Origin of the sequence: Candidatus Sphingomonas phytovorans, from assembly GCA_029202385.1 — a bacterium.
Taxonomy (GTDB): domain Bacteria; phylum Pseudomonadota; class Alphaproteobacteria; order Sphingomonadales; family Sphingomonadaceae; genus Sphingomonas; species Sphingomonas phytovorans.
Window position 1 is genome coordinate 5,062,541 of the sequence record CP119314.1, and the last position, 16,147, is coordinate 5,078,687.

Here is a 16,147-nt window from a genome sequence, read left to right on the forward strand (position 1 = left end):
GACGGTCGCGGCGTCGAAATCGGCTGGAATCGACCGGATGCCTCAGGCCCGTCGCCGCTCGTCGCGTTCGTGCGAGTCGCCGAGCAGGAGCCGGGCAATCTCGTCGGGATGCTCGAAGACCTTGTCCGGCGCCGCCCGGATCAGCGCGTCGCGGTGGGCATAGCCCCACATGACCGCGCCGGCCGTCACCCCTGCCTTGCGGGCGGCGGCGATATCGCGCGTCTCGTCGCCGATCGCGATCGCCTCATAGGCCTCGACATAGCTGCGGCGCAGCACCCGGCGATAGCGTGGCGCCTTGCCGAGCAATGAGGCGCCGCATTCGAACCAGTCGATCCGGGCGACATTGGCCGGCCCCAATATGGCCCGCACATTCGCCTCCGAATTCGAGGTGACGAGCGCGATCTTCATTCCCGCACCGGCAAGGTCTTCGATCAGCGAATCGACGCCGTCGAACAGCATGATGCGGCTGGTCTGTTCGGCCAGCAGCGCATGGAGATAGCGCCCGATCGCCGGGAGCTTCCAGCGCGGGATGCGCAGATAGCTGAGCACCTCGCGCGTGGTGTGTCCCCGCAGCATCTCGACCTCTTCCGGCATCACCCGGCGAAAGCCGAAGCGTTCGGCGAGATGATCGGCGATCGACAGGAACCAGTCGCCGCTGTCGGCCAGGGTGCCGTCGAAATCGAAGATCACGAGCCGATAGCGTCGCGGCCACCCGGGTCCGGTGGTGGTCATGTCGCGATCGGCGGGGCTCATGTGGAAGGCCTCGTCACGGTTTCGCGGATTTTCCGCCGCGTCGTCCACGCGCGTCCGCCGGGCGGTCGTCGACGGCCCTTGCCCTGATCGTCAGCAACTCTGCGCGGGTGAGTATTCCATCCTTGTTCGTGTCGAAGCGGGCGAACAGCGTCGCGAATTGCGCCTCAAGCTCGGCCAGCGTGATTCGGTTGTCGCCATTAGCGTCGACGGTGAAGGGGCTGGGCAGGGCGTTGCGATCGCCCAGCCATTGAAGCGCCCAGTCGCTATAGCCGATATAGCCGATCGATCCGGCGCCCCCCGGATCGACGCTGGCGAAGCTCCGTTTCACGCAGGCGTCGAGCTCGGCGCGAGTCACCTTCGCGTCGCCATCGGTGTCACAGGCCGCGATCATCATCGCCACGGGTTCGGCGACGATCGTTGCCGGTGGCTGGCCGTTCGGCCCGCCGCCGGGGAGTGTCGGGACGACGGGCGCCGCCTGCTGCGCCGAAGCGGATGCGCCCTGAACACACAGGCCGGCAAGCGCGATGGCAACGATCTGCAGGCGCATTTCGGGAAGGCCTTTCACGGAATCAACGGGCTGTCGCAACCATGGTGACAGAACCGATAGCCGGATTCGGTCGCGTGGCGATAGGCCGTCCGGATGCTTTCGCGCGTTCCCGGTCCGGAAAGATCCGGCGAGGAAGTTCAGGAATGACTCGAGCCCGCCTGCGGCCGACCGTTTGATCATGGCCCGCCGGGCACCGATGGGGCCATTGCCTATGGCAGAAGCAGCGACGAATCCCCGTAAGAGTAGAAGCGGTAGCCCTTCTCGATCGCATGCGCGTAAGCCGCCTGCATCCGGTCCCGCCCCATCAGCGCCGAGACCAGCATGAACAGCGTCGATCTGGGCAAATGGAAATTGGTGACGAGACCGTCAACGCCCCTGAAGCGATAGCCGGGGGTGATGAAGATCGCGGTGTCGCCCTCGAACGGGCGGATCACCTTGTCCTCGCCCGTCGCGCTCTCGATCAGGCGCAGGCTTGTCGTGCCCACCGCGATCACCCGGCCGCCGTCGCGGCGCACTTGGTTGAGCCGGTCGGCCGTTGTCGCATCGATCCGGCCCCATTCGGCGTGCATCCTGTGCGCGTCCGTGTCCTCCGCCTTGACCGGCAGAAAGGTGCCCGCGCCGACATGCAGCGTCAGTGTCGCATGGCCGATGCCGGTTTCGGCGAAGCGCGCCATCAATTCGGGCGTGAAGTGAAGCGCCGCGGTCGGCGCGGCGACCGCGCCCTTCTCCGCCGCGAACATCGTCTGGTAGTCCTCGGCATCGCGGGCGTCGGCCGCGCGGCGCGCGGCGATATAGGGCGGCAGCGGCATCCGCCCGGCGCGATCGAGCAGCAACTCGACCGGCTCGTCACCGGCAAAGGTGAGCGCGAGGCTGCCATCCGCTGCACGGTCGCTCGCGATCACGCTGACGCCGGCGCCGAAATCGATGCTGTCGCCCTCGCGCAGCCGCCGCGCGTTGCGGATGAAGGCCCGCCACCGGCGCGGCCCCTCGCGCTTGTGCAGCGTCGCGCCGATTCGGGCGTCGCCTCTGGTGCCCTGCAACTGGGCCGGGATCACGCGCGTATCGTTGAAGACGAGCAGGTCGCCGGCCCGAAGCTGCCCGGGCAGGTCGGTCACGGCCAGGTCGCGCGTTGCCTCGCGGTCGAGCACGAGCAGGCGCGACGAATCGCGCGGGCTGGCCGGCCGCAGCGCGATCCGCTCGGGCGGCAGATCGAAATCGAACAGGTCGACTTTCATGGGAGCGGCTTCGTTGCCCGCCCGGTAGCGGCGCTGCTTATTTGGCTCTGGCCTTCGGTGCGGGGGCCGTCGGCGCTGGCTTCTTCGCGGGTGCCGGGGGCGCCTTCGCTCCCGCGGGCGCGACGGGGGCGTCGGGCGGCAGCGTCAGGCTCGGCGCCGCTACCACCGGTGCCGGCGGGGGTGCGGAGTAAGGCGGGGGATTGTCCGAGCCGATATAGGCGTGGAAGATCCTTGTCGGGTTCACCGGCGGCTCGCCGCGCTGGATCGCGTCGACATATTCCATGCCTTCGATCACCCGGCCGAACACCGTATATTTGTGGTCGAGCGTCAGGCGCGGCTGGAAGACGATGAAGAACTGGCTGTTCGCGCTGTCCTCATTGTCGGCGGTACGGGCCGCCGACACGGCGCCGCGCACATGCGGGAGGAAATTGAACTCGGCCTTCATGTCCGGCAGCTTCGATCCGCTGCTGCCGTCGCCTTTCGGATCGCCGCCCTGCGCCATGAAGCCGTCGATCACGCGGTGAAAGGCAAGCCCGTCATAGAAATGGGCGCGCGTGAGTTCCTTGATCCGGTCGACCATCTTCGGGGCGGCATCGGGCCGCAACCAGATGACCACGCGGCCGCCGGTCGACAGATCGAGATACCACAGATTCGCCGGGTCCTTGGTCGGGAGCGCCGGGCGCCCGGCAATCGGCGTATCAATGGTCTGCTGGGCGGTCGCCATACCCGCGAAGAGAAGGGCGGATACACACGCGATCAGGCTGGCAATAAAACGCATCATATCCCCGTAACATCCTGGGCCTTGTACTTCCGACCCGTAAGGCGTTCACCCGCTGGTCTCGGGCCTTGCAGCGCGCTTAGAGCAAATCCCTGCTTGCGCCAATCTGAACCGCTGCAAACCGCCTTCATCCGATGCAACCGTGGCGCTCGTGTGGCGGCTGCCGCAGGAAATCGCGTCAGCTACCCTTCCGCCCGATCTTCTCGACCCGGGCCGCGACATCGCGGGCGACGGCGGGCGACACGAACCGGTCGATCGGCCCGCCATACAGCGCGATCTCCTTGACCAGGCGGCTGGCGATCGGCTGAAGCGATACGTCGGCCATCAGGAAGACCGTCTCGACTCGCGGATTGATCTGCTGGTTCATCCCCGCCATCTGATATTCATATTCGAAATCGGCGACGGCGCGCAGGCCGCGCACGATGACCTTCGCGCCCTCGCGCTCGGCAAAATCCATCAGCAGCGAATCGAAGCTGACGACATGGATCTCGCCGCCGATCCCCGCCACCTCGCGCTGGACCATGGCCATCCGTTCGTCGAGGTCGAACATCGGCGACTTGGAAGGATTGGTGGTCACGCCGATGACGAGCCGGTCGACCAGCTTCGCGCCGCGCCGGATGATGTCCATATGCCCGAGCGTGACGGGATCGAAAGTGCCGGGATAGACGCCGGTACGGATGGTCATGTCGACTGCCTCTGCCAAGCACGCAAGAATTGGGGACTGCTGGCGCGGCGCGCGGGTGTCAAGGCCGCATCACGTTCCAGTCGACCCGGCCGGCGATGCCGCGAATGCGGCGAAAGCTCGACGCCTGCCAGATCGACCAGGGGCGGGCGCCCCAATGCGGTTCAAGCACCAGCCGGCGCAGCCAGAGCGGGCGATTCACCCGAGCGCTGAGCGCGTAGGCGATGTCGAATTCGCGGGTGAGGTAGAGCGTCACCGGCTTGCCGAACCGCGCCTCCACCGGGCGGATGAAGGCGGCGAGCTCGGCGATCAGCGCCTGCGTCGATGGACGCGCGGCGCAGTTGCCGCCGAATTCCAGGTCGATGACCGGCGGCAGCATTACGGGATCGGGCGGTACGGTTGCGATGAAATTGGCCGCCTGGTCGGCGCCCGAACGGCAAAGGGTGAAGAAGTGATAGGCCCCGCGCGCTATCCCGACACGGCGGGCGCCGGCCCAGTTCTCGGCGAACCGCCTGTCGCGACGATCGCCGCCCTCGGTCGCCTTGATATAGGCGAAGTCCACGCCCTGCGCCGGCAGCACCGGCCAGTCGATCGCGCCTTGATGGTGTGAGACGTCGATGCCCTGGCGGGGATAGTCCAGCGTCGATGGCCGCCAGTGCAGCGCATAGCGCCAGCCGCCGATGCCGATCGCCGCAGCTCCCGTCAGCGCGACCGCCATCCAGGCAAGCCGGCGCAGGGGCGTTATCGATCGCGCTCCAGCGTGAAGCGGGCGATCGCGCGCAGAAGGTCGGCCTCGGGGCCGAAGCCCTGGAGATGCTGCACTGCCTGATCGACCAGCATCCGGGCCTGTTCGCGCGCGCGCGCGATGCCGAGCAGCGACAGGAAGGTTTCCTTGCCCGCCTCGCCGTCCTTGCGCAGCTTCTTGCCGGCGGCCGCCTCGTCGCCTTCGACGTCGAGCAGGTCGTCGGCGATCTGGAAGGCAAGGCCGAGGTCGCGCGCATAGCCGCGCAGCGACGTGCGTCCTTCGGGCGGGATTCGGCCCAGGATCGCGCCCGCCTCGACCGAGCAGGCGATCAGCGCGCCGGTCTTCATCGCCTGCAGCCGGGTGACGGTCGGCAGGTCGAAGCTGGCCTTCTCCGCCTCCAGGTCCATCATCTGGCCGCCTGCCATGCCCGAGGGGCCGGCCGCGCGGGCGAGATCGAGGACAAGCTCGCTGCGGACGAAGGGATCGGGATGAGTCGCGGGATCGCCAAGGATCTCGAACGCAAGCGCATGCAGGCAGTCGCCGGCGAGAATCGCGGTCGCCTCGCCGAACATCTTGTGCACGGTCGGCTTGCCGCGGCGCATGTCGTCATCGTCCATCGCCGGCAGATCGTCATGGATCAGCGAATAGACATGGATGCATTCGATCGCGGTCGCGGCGCGCCCGGCGCAATCGCGGTCGACCCCGAACAGGCGCGCGGTCGCGAACACCAGCAGCGGGCGCAACCTCTTGCCCCCGCCGATCGCGGCATGCCGCATCGCCCGATAGAGATCGTGGCGCGGATCGTCCGGGAGGGCGAGCAGGACATCGAGTCGCCGGTCCACATCGGCGCCGACCTGGGTGAGCGCTGCCTGCAGCGACAGGGGCGTGGCGGACATCGGTTCAGCCGGCGGCAAAGGACTGGGTGCCGGCGGCCCGGCCCTCGCTGTCCAGCCGGATCGATTCGATCCGGGCCTGCGCCGCATCGAGCCGGTCGGCGCAGCGGCGCCGCAGCTTGTCGCCGCGTTCGTACAGGCTGATTGCCTGGTCGAGTGGGGCCTCGCCGGTTTCGAGCCGCGAGACGATCGTCTCAAGCTCTTTCAGCGCGTCCTCGAACGACAGCTCTTCGATCGGTTTCTCCATCACGCCGCTATGCGGCAGGCGGGCGACGAGGGTCAAGGACAGGGTGAGGCGATTCCCCTCCTGCTTGCGAGTAGGGCAGGAGAGAATGTGTCTTTCAGGACGCAGTAATATTGACGGCCCTTTCCCGACCCATCCCGCTAAGCGGCTGGGGAGGAACTGGTCTCCGCCATCACTTCCGCCACAAGGTCCTTGCGGCTGAGCTTGCCGATCATCGTCTTCGGCATGGTCAGCCGGATGACGACCTGGTCGACCCGCTCGTGCCGCCCGATCTGCGGGTTCAGCCAGTCGCGCAGGTCCTCGCCGCTGATGACGGCGCCGTCGTTCAGCGTGACATAGGCGCGGGGATGCTCGCCGCGATAGGGATCGGGCAGGCCGATCACCATCGCCTCCTTCACCGCCGGATGGCGATGCAGCACCGCCTCGATCTGGCTCGGGAACACCTTGAAGCCCGAGACCGCGATCATGTCCTTCAGCCGGTCGACGATCTTGATGAAGCCGTCCGAATCGATCGTGCCGACATCCCCGGTGCGAAGCCATGTCCGCCCGGTCGCGTCGGTCACGAACACATCGGCATCGGCGTCGGGGCGATTCCAATAGCCCTTCATGATCTGCGGGCCCGCCGCGACGATCTCGCCCGGTTCGCCCTCCGGGGCAGGCCGGGCCGGATCGCCCTTGTCGACCAGCTTCACATGCGTGCCCGGGATCGGCTGTCCGATCGTGCCTGACTTGCCTTCGCCTTCATAGGGATTGGCGGAGATCACGCCCGAGCTTTCGGACAGGCCATAGCCCTCGACCACGGCTGAACCGGTCGCTGCCTCGAACTTGGCCTTCAGCGTGGCCGGCAGCGGCGCCCCGCCCGAAATGCAGACGCGGAGCGACGAGAAATCGGTCGCGGCCAGCTTCGGATGGTCGAGCAGCGCCTGGTACATGGTCGGCACGCCGGGCAGGGCGGTCGCCTTGGTCCGGTCGATCGCCGCGAGCACCTGGCCCGCCTCGAAGCGCGGCAGCATCACGATGCATCCGCCGTTGAGCACGGTGCGGTTGAGCACGCAGGTATTGGCGAAGACGTGGAACAGCGGCAGCACGCCGAGGATTCGGTCGTGCATCTTGGGATGGGGGTCCAGACCCATCACCTGGCGCGCATTGGCACTCAGATTCTGGTGAGTCAGCATCGCGCCCTTCGGCGTGCCGGTGGTGCCGCCGGTATATTGGATCAGCGCGACATCCTTGACCGGGTCGATCGCCGCCGCCGGGTGGACGCCGTCGTTCGCGATCAGCGTCGAAAAGGCCATGATCCGGGGATCATCAGGCCGTTTCGTCACCTCGCCGCGCTTGAACAGCCGGTAGAGCACCGATTTCGTCGCCGGCAGCGCACCCGCGACCGATCCGACGATCAGCCGTTCGAGGCTGCTGCCGTCGAGCACCTTGAGCGCCGTTGGCAACAGCGCGCTGGCCGACAGGGTGAACAGCAGCTTCGTGCCCGAATCGGCGACCTGATGCTCGAGCTCGGCGGGGGTGTAGAGCGGCGAGAAATTCACCACTGTCGCGCCCAGCTTGAGGATGCCGTAATAGGCCGCGAGATAGTGCGGCACATTGGGCAGGAACAGGCCGATCCGGTCGCCCGGGCCGTAGCCAAGGGCCTTCAGGCCGGCGGCCACCCGATTCGCCCCGTCAAGCGTCTCGGCATAGCTGTAGTGCCGCCCGAGGAAATCGATCAGCGGCGCTCCGCCGCCGCGCGTCGCTGCCTCGTCGAAGAAATCGACCATGGATTGCGGCGGATAGGCGCTGTCCCAGCGCGTTGGGTGACGATAGGAATCGCGCCAGGCGCTCTCGGGATCGCTCATTGACAAGGGTGTAAGCAACGGCCGCGCAAGGTGCAAGCGGTCAGGCGATGCGTTTCGCGGTCCAGGTGACAAGTACCGATATCGCCACCAGGCCGAAATCGATCGCTGCCTGGAAGCTCTGCGGTGCCCTGTCAGTCCGGTCATGCGTGAGGATGCGCAGATCGGCGGTCGGATGGCGTGCTGCCATGATCAGCAAGGCAAGGCTTGCGATGATCAGCCCGGTTCGACGACGACGCATTGGTTACTCCCGTGCCGGACACCATAAGCGCGGGGGGCAGGCGGGGCAAGCGAGGTCAGGCCGCGATTCGGCCCCTGATCTGGGTTTCGGCGTGGGTACGGCGCACCCGGTCGCGGCCCGCTGCCTTTGCTTCGAACAGGGCGCGATCGGCGCCGCGATACAAGGCTTTCCAGTCGGTTTCCCTGGCCAGCGGGCCAGTGCAGGTGCCGATGCTTGCCGTGACCGACAGGTCATAGGGCATCCGTGCCGCGCGAAGCCGCGCCAATATGTCCTCGGCCTCGACCGCCAGGCCGGCGGGCGTGACGATCGCGAACTCCTCGCCGCCGATCCGCGCGACCAGCGCTTCCGGCGGCACCGACAGGCGCAGCGTGCGGGCGAAGACGCGCAGCACCTCGTCGCCGCCGTCATGGCCGATCGTCTCGTTGACTCGCTTGAAATGGTCGATGTCGGCCAGCAGCAGGATCTGGTCGCCCTCGCGTCCGATCGCGTGTCGCAGGAAGGCGCGGCGGTTGAACAGGCCGGTCAGCGGATCGGTATCGGCCAGCAGTCGCGCCGCGATCTCCTGCTCGCGGGCCTCGTCGCGCTCGCGGCTGAGCAGGCGGATGCGATAGGCGATGGCAAGGCTGGAGAAGAGCGCTTCGACCGTCATCGTCAGGATCGTCGAATTGTCGAGCCAGAAATTCCAGCCGATCAGGTTGAGCGAACTCGCGACGCGCAGGCAGGCAAGCACGATCGGGGAGGCCCAGGCGATCGCGAACATCCACAGATAGTTGCTGCGCGCGCGCCAGCCGCGCCACAGGATCGGCACGACGATACCGAGCTGGGCAATGAACACGAACGAGAAGAACCGGTCGAGCAGCGTGATCTGCCACGGGGCCAGCGTCGCCAGCAGGGCGACCGTTACCAGCATCAGCCCGCAGACCCCGTTGCTCGCCTTTGCCAGCCAGCCGGCGAACACGCGTGGCTCGAAGAAGCTGCGCGCGAACAACATCGCCGCCGCTGCCGCCAGGCCGACCGACACATAGTTGATCCGCAGGCGGTCATTGTTGAGGATGTCCGGCCAGGCCCAGGCCAGCGCGCCCGACGAGGAGGTCGCATAGACCATCAGCGCCAGCAGCATGCCGCAATAAGCGAGCTGGAAGCGATGGCGCAGCGCCCCCCACAGCGCGAGATTGTAGATGAACAGGGCGATGCACAGCCCGGCGAACCCGGCATAGACCGCGCCCATCAGCAGATTGGCTTTGGCGCTTTCCGTCGGCGTCGCGATCCGTGCGCCGACCAGGATGCCGCGCAGGTTCGCCGCGCCCTCGACATGCCACAGCAGCCTGACCAGCGGAGCGCTGCGCTCGGGCAATCCGCGCTCGATGATCGCGCCTAGCTGCAGATGGCGGGTCGCCGACCGCCCGTCGGTCACCGCCGACAGGATCGTGCCGTCCGCATAAAGCGCATGGAGAGTCACCCGCTCCTGCCACAGGCTGCCGATACGAATATCGGCGGGGCCGGTCGCGCGCACCGGTGCCGACAGCACCCAATAGTCGCCCGAGCCGAGCGCGGTCTGCCTGACGTCGCAGTCGAAACGGGCGGGCTCAGCGAACAAGGTCCGCGGGGTCATGCCCGGGGCCGCCGGGGTCACGCAGACCGGGACGGGCCGTCCGGCAAGCCCGGTCTGCGCCACGGCTGGCGCCGCACCGGCCAGCACGGCCCATAGTAGCGCGCCGATCAGCGCCAACAGATTGAAAACCCACCCCTTGAGCATGGCGGGCGGTGTAAACCGCAGATGCCGAACAGAAGGTAAAGGATAATGCCCGCCACATCCCTTTCGACCGATTTTCCTGCCGGGTCGGTGCCTGTCCGGCTGGTGGAGGCACGTTCAGCGCTGATCAAGCCTGGGTTGCGCATGGTCGAGGACCTGATCCGATCCCGGGAGCGATCGCCATGCGTCTATGCCTGCCTGCCGTCGTCATCTGCCTCTCGTGCCTTGCCCTTGCGCCGCCTGCTGTCGCGCAAGAGGCCGGGCCGGTCGCGTCGGGTGCCAATCCACTGATCGACTATTCAGGCTATGTCGCGCTGACGCAGAAAGTCGGCCCCTATCGCGCAGGGAGGCTCCTGCGAGTCGCCGATTTCCGCCGACGGGCCGCCGGTTCCGGGGCGCTGCTGCTCGACGCACGCTCGACCGAGGCGTTCCGGCGTGGACATATCGAAGGGGCGGTGAACCTGCCCTTTTCGGATTTCACCGCGGAGAGCCTCGCCCAGGTGATCGGGCCTGACCGCACGCGCCCGATCTACATCTATTGCAACAATAATTTCCGCAACAATGTCGCGCCGGTGATGACCAAGTCGATCCAGCTCGCGCTCAACATCCAGACCTTCGTCAACCTGGTCGGCTATGGCTATCCCGAGGTGTGGGAACTGGGCGAGGCGGTCGACATGAACGATCCGGCGATTGGCTGGGTTCGCGGATAGGCACGCTGTCCGAACGCGGGACGGGGTTGCCGCTTGTCTTTCAGCCAGCCCGGGCCTTTATTGTTAACCATCTTCGACCACAGGAGATGGACCATGATCCGCGGATTGCTGTTGTTCGCCACCGTGGCGGGGCTGGCGACGACGGCGAATGCCTATGATCGCTATGAGATACGGTCGATCCCGGTCGCCGCGGCCGATCTCGACCTGTCGACCAGCGCCGGCGTCGCCGAACTCTATCGCCGGGTCGAGCGCGCCGTGAACCGGATCTGCGACGGCGACCGCGATTGCCGCGAAGAGGCCTGGGCAAGCACCGAGGAACAGGCCTCCGCCGCGATCGCGCGCGACCGCTGGATACGCCGTCTCGCCCGCGAACGCGCGGCGGAATTGCGCGCCTGCGGCAGATACGGGTGTGCCGTCCTGCCCGAGCCAGTCCATTATCAGCCCGCTCCGCCGCTCCCGATGCCTCCTTCCACCGTCACCATACAGGGTGGCACGACGGTGACGGTTGTCGTCCAGACCAGCGGGCCCGGCTATTACGGGCGATAGCAGACAGGAATAGCGTGGCTGAGTCCTGGCTGCGATCCCGTCTTTTGGCACCAGTCCGGTGCTGATCGGAGCTGTCCGGCCTTATTGCAGAATGGTGAAGTCGGCACCTTCGCCCAGCCAGCTCATGTTGGATTTCGCGAAGTCCTTGCGCGATTTGACCAGACCGTCCTGATACAGATCGAACGCAGCCCCGGCTGTGTTGAAAAGCGTCTGCACACTGATCGGCTCCTTTTTTTGAATGGAAGCCTCCATGGACTCGATCGCCAGGCCAAGCAGGGTGGTGGGCTCGTCATAGTCCTGGCGCCCCTGTTCGGCGGCAATCAGCTTCAAAAGGCCGATGGGGGCGGTCTTGCTGAAATCTTCGTCAAGCGCTGCGCTGGGTGCCTTCTCGGATGCCCCGCCGGCATCGCAAGTGCTGATCGTCAGCATCACATACCGGGGCTTGATCGTGCTCAGTGCGTTGGCGATGGCGGCGCCCGTGATCATCCGGTCCGCGTTCTCCCCGATATAGCTCGCCACATTGTAGACGGCTTGGGACGGCAGGAAATAATAGTCGTTCCCGATCTTCCTGCCATCCTTATGCGCAAGGCCTTTTTCATACACCGCGTGGCCGTCGAAGATCACCCAGATGGCATCGCCTGAACGTGCCGACTCGTTTACATGCGCGACGGCCTCCTGCCAGGCCTGCAGGTTCACCCCATGGTCGGAGATTTGTTGAATATCGATCGCCGGGCGGACGCCGTCGCGGGCATTGACCCGCCTGACCATGTCGGCAAAAGCTAAGCGATTCTTCGTTGTGGATTCCAGATCGCACAGCATGCGCGCCGCGGCAGCGCGGTCCGCGCATTTCCCCTGATATTTCGATGCGCTGACGTAGATGACGAATAATCGCGGCTTACTGTCCTTCGAGCGTTTCGGCGCGTCGAGTTCACCGTCGCTCACTGATTCGATCGATTGGCCGTCGAGCGTGATCTGGGCGTAATAGTTGTTCCGGATGCCAGGGATGGCCTCGAACATACCGCGCCAGCATGTTGTGCCGACGGGGGTGCCCGCCGGGCAGGGTGCCGGATCGGGCGCAGTCGAGGTCGCCCGCGTCTGATGAAAGAGCGCCGGCATCGACAGGGATCCCCCGCCTCCTGTCCCGCTCCGGCGAACCGCTATAAGCACTTCGTAATTGCCGCTGGATTTCAGAACAGCCTTGCCGACGGTGATCTCCGTTCCATTCGACGTCATCTCCTCGGCGCAACTGCTTGACGACGCAGTGGCGGTGCCATGCGGGAGGCTCCTCAGCAAATCCCTTCTTCGGCAAGCGCTGGTGGTATCGAATCGGTCGAGTGGAAAACCGTCCTTTGGCGCCCGCTTGAAGGATTGGACCCGGAGAATCTCGTTGATCGTCCGCGCGCCTGCGTCGTAATGGCCGCTGTCGTCGAACATTGCCCAGCCTCGCCGCCTGATCGAGACCAACGTTACCGTCGTTGACGGGCCTTTCTCCCCGTCCAGCTTCATCAGCCGCACGAAGCCAGGTTTGTAGTCGAACGCGAAAACACTGCCGAAGCGGGAATTGCGCCAATAATCGAAGCTGACACCCTTGGTGCCGGGCAAGGTGAATAAAAGCGCGCGCGCCGGGGTTCTGCCGTCGTCATCGAGCGTATCCCATGCAAAGACATTGCCACGGGTATCGGTGGCAAGAAGTATCGGCGCCGGACGATCGTCCAGCGTAAGCAACTTCTTGCGACGAAGCTCGAAGCTGACGACATGGTCTGCGATCTCCACGGCGCCCGCACAGCCAGGCGCTGCGTTGCCGCCACCGCGAACGCTCCCCCGTATGCAGGGCGGTACGACCACGAGCCTGCCGTCAATCGTGCGTGCAACAAGGCTGGCATCGGTGACGCTGAAACCGATCTGAGTTGCAGGTGCCGGCAGACGGATGGGGTCGGCTTCGATCGTGCCGGCGCGGTTCATGCGCCGAAGCGCTCCCGAGCCATCGACCACTGCCACTTCCTCTCCGTGCAGGGTGAGGGCGACTGCCCTTGCGCCAGGTATCTTCAGCACCGAATCGAGGAGCAACCGTTCGCCTTCGACACGGTACACATCCACTGAACGACGTCCAATCATCGCCGCGAACCCGCCATCGGCGGAGGTGGCCAGTCCAGCCATATCGTGGGCGACCGTCTCGGAGCGGCGATTGTCCGGCCGGATCAACAGGACGTCGCCCCTTTCCGTCAGCGCCAGGGCGCGGTTGCCGGCAAGCGCACGGATGGCATCTACCCGCTCGTTGCGCGTCGTCAGTACCGACCCCTGCTCGCCGCGTCGGAAATCCCAGATTCGCACGGTCGCGTCGGACGGTGCGGTGATCAGATACATGCCATCATCGGTAATCGACCAGGCTCCTATCTCCCCCGCGGGGGCCGGTTCGTTCAGTTCTGTTGAACTCGATGAATGGAATTCCTGGGCCGAAGCACTGGCCGTAACAAACAGCACAAGTGCTGAAAATATGGCTGGGATATTCGTCGTCATGACATTGTATCCATTTTGGGTATGTTCAATTCCAGTGATAACGCCGTAAAATACTGCGAAATAGAAGAAATAATCCAATCTATAGGTTCGTTCTTGAGCGATCTTGTTGATGAACTCCTCTTGGAGAGAGTGCTTCAACATGATTTATATGATTCGATTCGAGCAAGGGGGGAATTATGACAATTATATTGCGCCGCGCGGCGGCGGCTGCCGTTTTTTTATTGTGGAGTGCTTCCCCGGCATTGGCCCAGGTCAGCGTGGGATGCATCGCGACCGGCCCCAACGGCGTGGGTGTCGTCACAGCGCAATGCGCAGCACCGGACCAGAACACGACGCTGACCCGGGCCGGAACCCGGTTGCTCGACCAGATTCCGGTGTCGCGCGAAAATGCCATCTGGGCGATATCGAATGCCTATTCCAACCACCTCGACAGTGGTCCCGTTGCGGCCAAGGGGACGACCTATTTCGCGGCAGCGGGCGCCGATCGAGTGCTTGGCCCGGCGGACGACTGGCTGATCGGCGCCGGCGTCGCCTATCTCGACGGTAAGGTGAATGCGCCCGCGGTCGGCGCGCGTGCGGGCATCGACGTCGACGTCACGGGCGTCGGCCCGATCGGATATCTCAGCTACGAAGCGCGACCCGCCGAGGGCGATAGCGTGCAACTGACCGTTACGGGCGCCTATTTCTTTCTCGACAGCAAAAGCGCCGCCATCACGCCGTTGACTGGAGCGGAGAGACGCGCTGCGGACGGCGCCGGGGGCAGCCTTTTCGCGAATGCCAGCGCGGCGTATTTCCACGGATTCGGCAAGCGCCGGAATCTGATCGGGCTGGCGACCGGGTTTCGACTGGCAAGTAACCGGTTCAAATCGCCCTTGCTCTTCGACCGTACCGATACCTCCTTCTTTGTTCGCGGGTCGCTTGAATATGAGGTGGCGTACAACGTCTCGCTCTCCGGCGGCGTGGGTGCCGACGTGCCGCTTTCCAATATGTATCTTGGCAGGGGCGATGCTGAGGGACGGCTCAGGGCGCCGGACCTGATCTTCGAATATCGGGCGGGGATTCACTATAGGCCGAAGGAGGATTGGGACATCTATCTGCAGGGCAAGGGATCGACTGGAGAGGGACTCCGCGAGCTTGGGGGGCTGCTTACCCTGCGCTTCACCTATGATCGCCGCGATTCGCCTGAGAAATAGGAATGGCCCATCCCCTTACCCCGAGTGGATTCGAGCGGCACTGGCAAGTCGAGCGCAAGGTGGCGGCGCGGATGATCCTGGTGGTCCCCTTGTTCCTGCTCGTTGCGCTGTTCGCCTGGTTTCTCGCCAATGCGCCCATGGTGCGGGGATCACGTGAGGGCATGAACGACACCCTGTTCGCCTGGACGGCGGGCGACAACAGTCCGTTGCCGGCCTGGCCGGATCGGGGAAAGCAGATGACCACGGTCGCGATCGACGACCTGACCTGGGACGGACGCTGGCGAACCGCGACGATCGGCACGCCGCCGTCGCGACTGGCTGAACTGATCGATGCAGTATCGAGAAACAACCCAGCCTATATCGTGGTCGATATCGACCTGAGCTACGTCAATGAAGATCCCGCCGGGCAGGAAGAGGGCAGGAAGCGGCTGCGCCAGGCATTAGCGCAGCCTGGCCCGCCCATCCTGCTCGTACGGCCGGAGCGCGGGAAGCCGCGCGCTGGCGAGTTTCGGGAAACGTTTGTCGACGATATCGTTGACGGACCGACCGGCGTCGGACGGCTATACTGGTTTTCGCCGGGGTTCAGAATCGATGAGGACGGCACGACCCGCTGGATGGCGGGGGCGACGATCGGCCATCGGCGGGGAGCAAGGGATCAACCTCGGGTGACGCTCGCTGCGGGCCTGATCATTCGGTTGCGCGAAAACGGACCGGCGGGCCGGAGACTGGTTGATATGCTCTCGCGCAGCAACGTCGGCTTCGCGGGATCGGGCGCGTGCCCGTTGGCGGCGTCGCTGGGGGCGGATATCCGGCAATTGGAGAATACCTCCGCGGGGCGAGGCACAAGGGCCTGGCTATGCGCCGCTGCGAGAGATCCCGACCGGACCAGCCGGGTCGCCTTCCCTTACGAGAATATCTGGCGGCCGGAGGCCTGCGACAGAAAATGCGACGACAGGAAGACGTGCCCGCCTCCCGAACAGATAGAGCGGTGCCGAGCGAGCACGACCATCGCGCGTGGCGAGTTGATCAACGTGTCGGCCGCTACGGTGCTCATGTCGCCGGAGAGACGCCCTGAATTGGTGGGGAAGACCGTCCTGATCGGTCGGACGGACAGTGGAACCGGCGATCTGTGGCGGACGGCGATCGCGCCCGATCTACCCGGTGTCGGGCTCCTCGCCGAGTCGATCTACACCGTTCGGACACTCGACGGGCCGTTGCGGGAGGATTGGTTCACCAAGGGGCTGACTATCATACTCGCCTTGCCCCTCTTGCTGATCCAGGCACTGCTCGGGCCGAACAAGCTTCGTTGGCTGGGCCTGCTTGTGCTGGGTGGGATCGGTGTTTTCGCGGCGATGTGCTTCCTGTTGAGATTCGGCATCTGGCTGGATCTCAGCTTGCCGTTTTTCATCGTCGCGGTGACGTCGGGTTTGGCCGAACTGATTTTTCCCCATCTGTGGAAGGAATAG

16 protein-coding genes are annotated in these 16,147 nt (G+C 65.3%); 4 read left to right on the forward strand and 12 right to left on the reverse strand.

What is annotated here, in order from left to right; all coding sequences use genetic code 11:
* Nucleotides 1–42 precede the first annotated feature (42 nt).
* The 11 genes from P0Y59_23275 to P0Y59_23325 form a co-directional block, all read right to left on the reverse strand.
* The gene (locus P0Y59_23275) at nucleotides 43–732 is read right to left on the reverse strand and encodes an HAD hydrolase-like protein (GenBank protein ID WEJ99787.1); all 690 of its coding nucleotides are present in this window, start codon (nucleotides 730–732) and stop codon (nucleotides 43–45) included.
* Nucleotides 733–766: 34 nt separating this feature from the next.
* Nucleotides 767–1,300, reverse strand: a complete 534-nt coding sequence (locus P0Y59_23280; protein WEJ99788.1) for an EF-hand domain-containing protein — start codon at nucleotides 1,298–1,300, stop codon at nucleotides 767–769.
* A gap of 209 nt (nucleotides 1,301–1,509) precedes the next feature.
* The gene (queA, locus tag P0Y59_23285) at nucleotides 1,510–2,535 is read right to left on the reverse strand and encodes a tRNA preQ1(34) S-adenosylmethionine ribosyltransferase-isomerase QueA (GenBank protein ID WEJ99789.1); all 1,026 of its coding nucleotides are present in this window, start codon (nucleotides 2,533–2,535) and stop codon (nucleotides 1,510–1,512) included.
* Nucleotides 2,536–2,572: 37 nt separating this feature from the next.
* Nucleotides 2,573–3,313: a peptidylprolyl isomerase gene (locus P0Y59_23290; GenBank protein WEK02665.1), complete on the reverse strand. Its 741-nt coding sequence runs from the start codon at nucleotides 3,311–3,313 to the stop codon at nucleotides 2,573–2,575.
* Nucleotides 3,314–3,491: 178 nt separating this feature from the next.
* Nucleotides 3,492–3,992, reverse strand: coding sequence for a pantetheine-phosphate adenylyltransferase (gene coaD, locus P0Y59_23295; protein WEK02666.1), 501 nt, complete (start codon nucleotides 3,990–3,992; stop codon nucleotides 3,492–3,494).
* Nucleotides 3,993–4,056: 64 nt separating this feature from the next.
* Nucleotides 4,057–4,713: a GH25 family lysozyme gene (locus P0Y59_23300; GenBank protein ID WEJ99790.1), complete on the reverse strand. Its 657-nt coding sequence runs from the start codon at nucleotides 4,711–4,713 to the stop codon at nucleotides 4,057–4,059.
* 23 nt (nucleotides 4,714–4,736) lie between these two features.
* Nucleotides 4,737–5,636 carry a polyprenyl synthetase family protein gene (locus P0Y59_23305; GenBank protein ID WEJ99791.1) on the reverse strand — a complete coding sequence of 300 codons (900 nt, stop codon included), beginning with the start codon at nucleotides 5,634–5,636 and terminating at the stop codon, nucleotides 4,737–4,739.
* A 4-nt stretch (nucleotides 5,637–5,640) separates the two neighbouring features.
* Nucleotides 5,641–5,880, reverse strand: a complete 240-nt coding sequence (locus tag P0Y59_23310; GenBank protein ID WEK02667.1) for an exodeoxyribonuclease VII small subunit — start codon at nucleotides 5,878–5,880, stop codon at nucleotides 5,641–5,643.
* Nucleotides 5,881–6,017: 137 nt separating this feature from the next.
* Nucleotides 6,018–7,724: a long-chain fatty acid--CoA ligase gene (locus tag P0Y59_23315; GenBank protein ID WEJ99792.1), complete on the reverse strand. Its 1,707-nt coding sequence runs from the start codon at nucleotides 7,722–7,724 to the stop codon at nucleotides 6,018–6,020.
* A gap of 40 nt (nucleotides 7,725–7,764) precedes the next feature.
* Nucleotides 7,765–7,962 carry a hypothetical protein gene (locus tag P0Y59_23320; GenBank protein WEJ99793.1) on the reverse strand — a complete coding sequence of 66 codons (198 nt, stop codon included), beginning with the start codon at nucleotides 7,960–7,962 and terminating at the stop codon, nucleotides 7,765–7,767.
* A gap of 55 nt (nucleotides 7,963–8,017) precedes the next feature.
* On the reverse strand, nucleotides 8,018–9,718 hold the full coding sequence (locus P0Y59_23325; GenBank protein ID WEJ99794.1) for a GGDEF domain-containing protein: 1,701 nt from the start codon (nucleotides 9,716–9,718) through the stop codon (nucleotides 8,018–8,020).
* Between the two features lie 179 nt (nucleotides 9,719–9,897).
* Here P0Y59_23325 and P0Y59_23330 point away from each other — a divergent pair, with 179 nt between their 5' ends.
* Both P0Y59_23330 and P0Y59_23335 read left to right on the forward strand, forming a co-directional pair.
* Nucleotides 9,898–10,425 (forward strand): rhodanese-like domain-containing protein, encoded by a 528-nt coding sequence (locus P0Y59_23330; protein ID WEJ99795.1) that lies wholly within the window; start codon nucleotides 9,898–9,900, stop codon nucleotides 10,423–10,425.
* A gap of 93 nt (nucleotides 10,426–10,518) precedes the next feature.
* Nucleotides 10,519–10,971 carry a UrcA family protein gene (locus P0Y59_23335; protein WEJ99796.1) on the forward strand — a complete coding sequence of 151 codons (453 nt, stop codon included), beginning with the start codon at nucleotides 10,519–10,521 and terminating at the stop codon, nucleotides 10,969–10,971.
* A gap of 81 nt (nucleotides 10,972–11,052) precedes the next feature.
* Here P0Y59_23335 and P0Y59_23340 read toward each other — a convergent pair whose 3' ends face one another.
* Nucleotides 11,053–13,629 (reverse strand): hypothetical protein, encoded by a 2,577-nt coding sequence (locus tag P0Y59_23340; GenBank protein ID WEJ99797.1) that lies wholly within the window; start codon nucleotides 13,627–13,629, stop codon nucleotides 11,053–11,055.
* Between the two features lie 35 nt (nucleotides 13,630–13,664).
* Here P0Y59_23340 and P0Y59_23345 point away from each other — a divergent pair, with 35 nt between their 5' ends.
* Together P0Y59_23345 and P0Y59_23350 are read left to right on the forward strand one after the other, a co-directional pair.
* Nucleotides 13,665–14,681: an autotransporter outer membrane beta-barrel domain-containing protein gene (locus P0Y59_23345; protein WEJ99798.1), complete on the forward strand. Its 1,017-nt coding sequence runs from the start codon at nucleotides 13,665–13,667 to the stop codon at nucleotides 14,679–14,681.
* Between the two features lie 71 nt (nucleotides 14,682–14,752).
* Nucleotides 14,753–16,147, forward strand: coding sequence for a CHASE2 domain-containing protein (locus tag P0Y59_23350; protein ID WEK02668.1), 1,395 nt, complete (start codon nucleotides 14,753–14,755; stop codon nucleotides 16,145–16,147).

Excerpts from the sequence above, each read along its gene's own strand:
- P0Y59_23275 (WEJ99787.1), bottom strand. The coding sequence starts at position 732 with ATGACCACCACCGGACCCGGGTGGCCGCGACGCTATCGGCTCGTGATC.
- P0Y59_23280 (WEJ99788.1), bottom strand. The coding sequence starts at position 1,300 with ATGCGCCTGCAGATCGTTGCCATCGCGCTTGCCGGCCTGTGTGTTCAG.
- queA (WEJ99789.1), bottom strand. The coding sequence starts at position 2,535 with ATGAAAGTCGACCTGTTCGATTTCGATCTGCCGCCCGAGCGGATCGCG.
- P0Y59_23290 (WEK02665.1), bottom strand. The coding sequence starts at position 3,313 with ATGCGTTTTATTGCCAGCCTGATCGCGTGTGTATCCGCCCTTCTCTTC.
- P0Y59_23300 (WEJ99790.1), bottom strand. The coding sequence starts at position 4,713 with ATGGCGGTCGCGCTGACGGGAGCTGCGGCGATCGGCATCGGCGGCTGG.
- P0Y59_23305 (WEJ99791.1), bottom strand. The coding sequence starts at position 5,636 with ATGTCCGCCACGCCCCTGTCGCTGCAGGCAGCGCTCACCCAGGTCGGC.
- P0Y59_23310 (WEK02667.1), bottom strand. The coding sequence starts at position 5,880 with ATGGAGAAACCGATCGAAGAGCTGTCGTTCGAGGACGCGCTGAAAGAG.
- P0Y59_23315 (WEJ99792.1), bottom strand. The coding sequence starts at position 7,724 with ATGAGCGATCCCGAGAGCGCCTGGCGCGATTCCTATCGTCACCCAACG.
- P0Y59_23320 (WEJ99793.1), bottom strand. The coding sequence starts at position 7,962 with ATGCGTCGTCGTCGAACCGGGCTGATCATCGCAAGCCTTGCCTTGCTG.
- P0Y59_23325 (WEJ99794.1), bottom strand. The coding sequence starts at position 9,718 with ATGCTCAAGGGGTGGGTTTTCAATCTGTTGGCGCTGATCGGCGCGCTA.
- P0Y59_23330 (WEJ99795.1), top strand. The coding sequence starts at position 9,898 with ATGCGTCTATGCCTGCCTGCCGTCGTCATCTGCCTCTCGTGCCTTGCC.
- P0Y59_23335 (WEJ99796.1), top strand. The coding sequence starts at position 10,519 with ATGATCCGCGGATTGCTGTTGTTCGCCACCGTGGCGGGGCTGGCGACG.
- P0Y59_23340 (WEJ99797.1), bottom strand. The coding sequence starts at position 13,629 with ATGTTGAAGCACTCTCTCCAAGAGGAGTTCATCAACAAGATCGCTCAA.
- P0Y59_23345 (WEJ99798.1), top strand. The coding sequence starts at position 13,665 with ATGACAATTATATTGCGCCGCGCGGCGGCGGCTGCCGTTTTTTTATTG.
- P0Y59_23350 (WEK02668.1), top strand. The coding sequence starts at position 14,753 with ATGATCCTGGTGGTCCCCTTGTTCCTGCTCGTTGCGCTGTTCGCCTGG.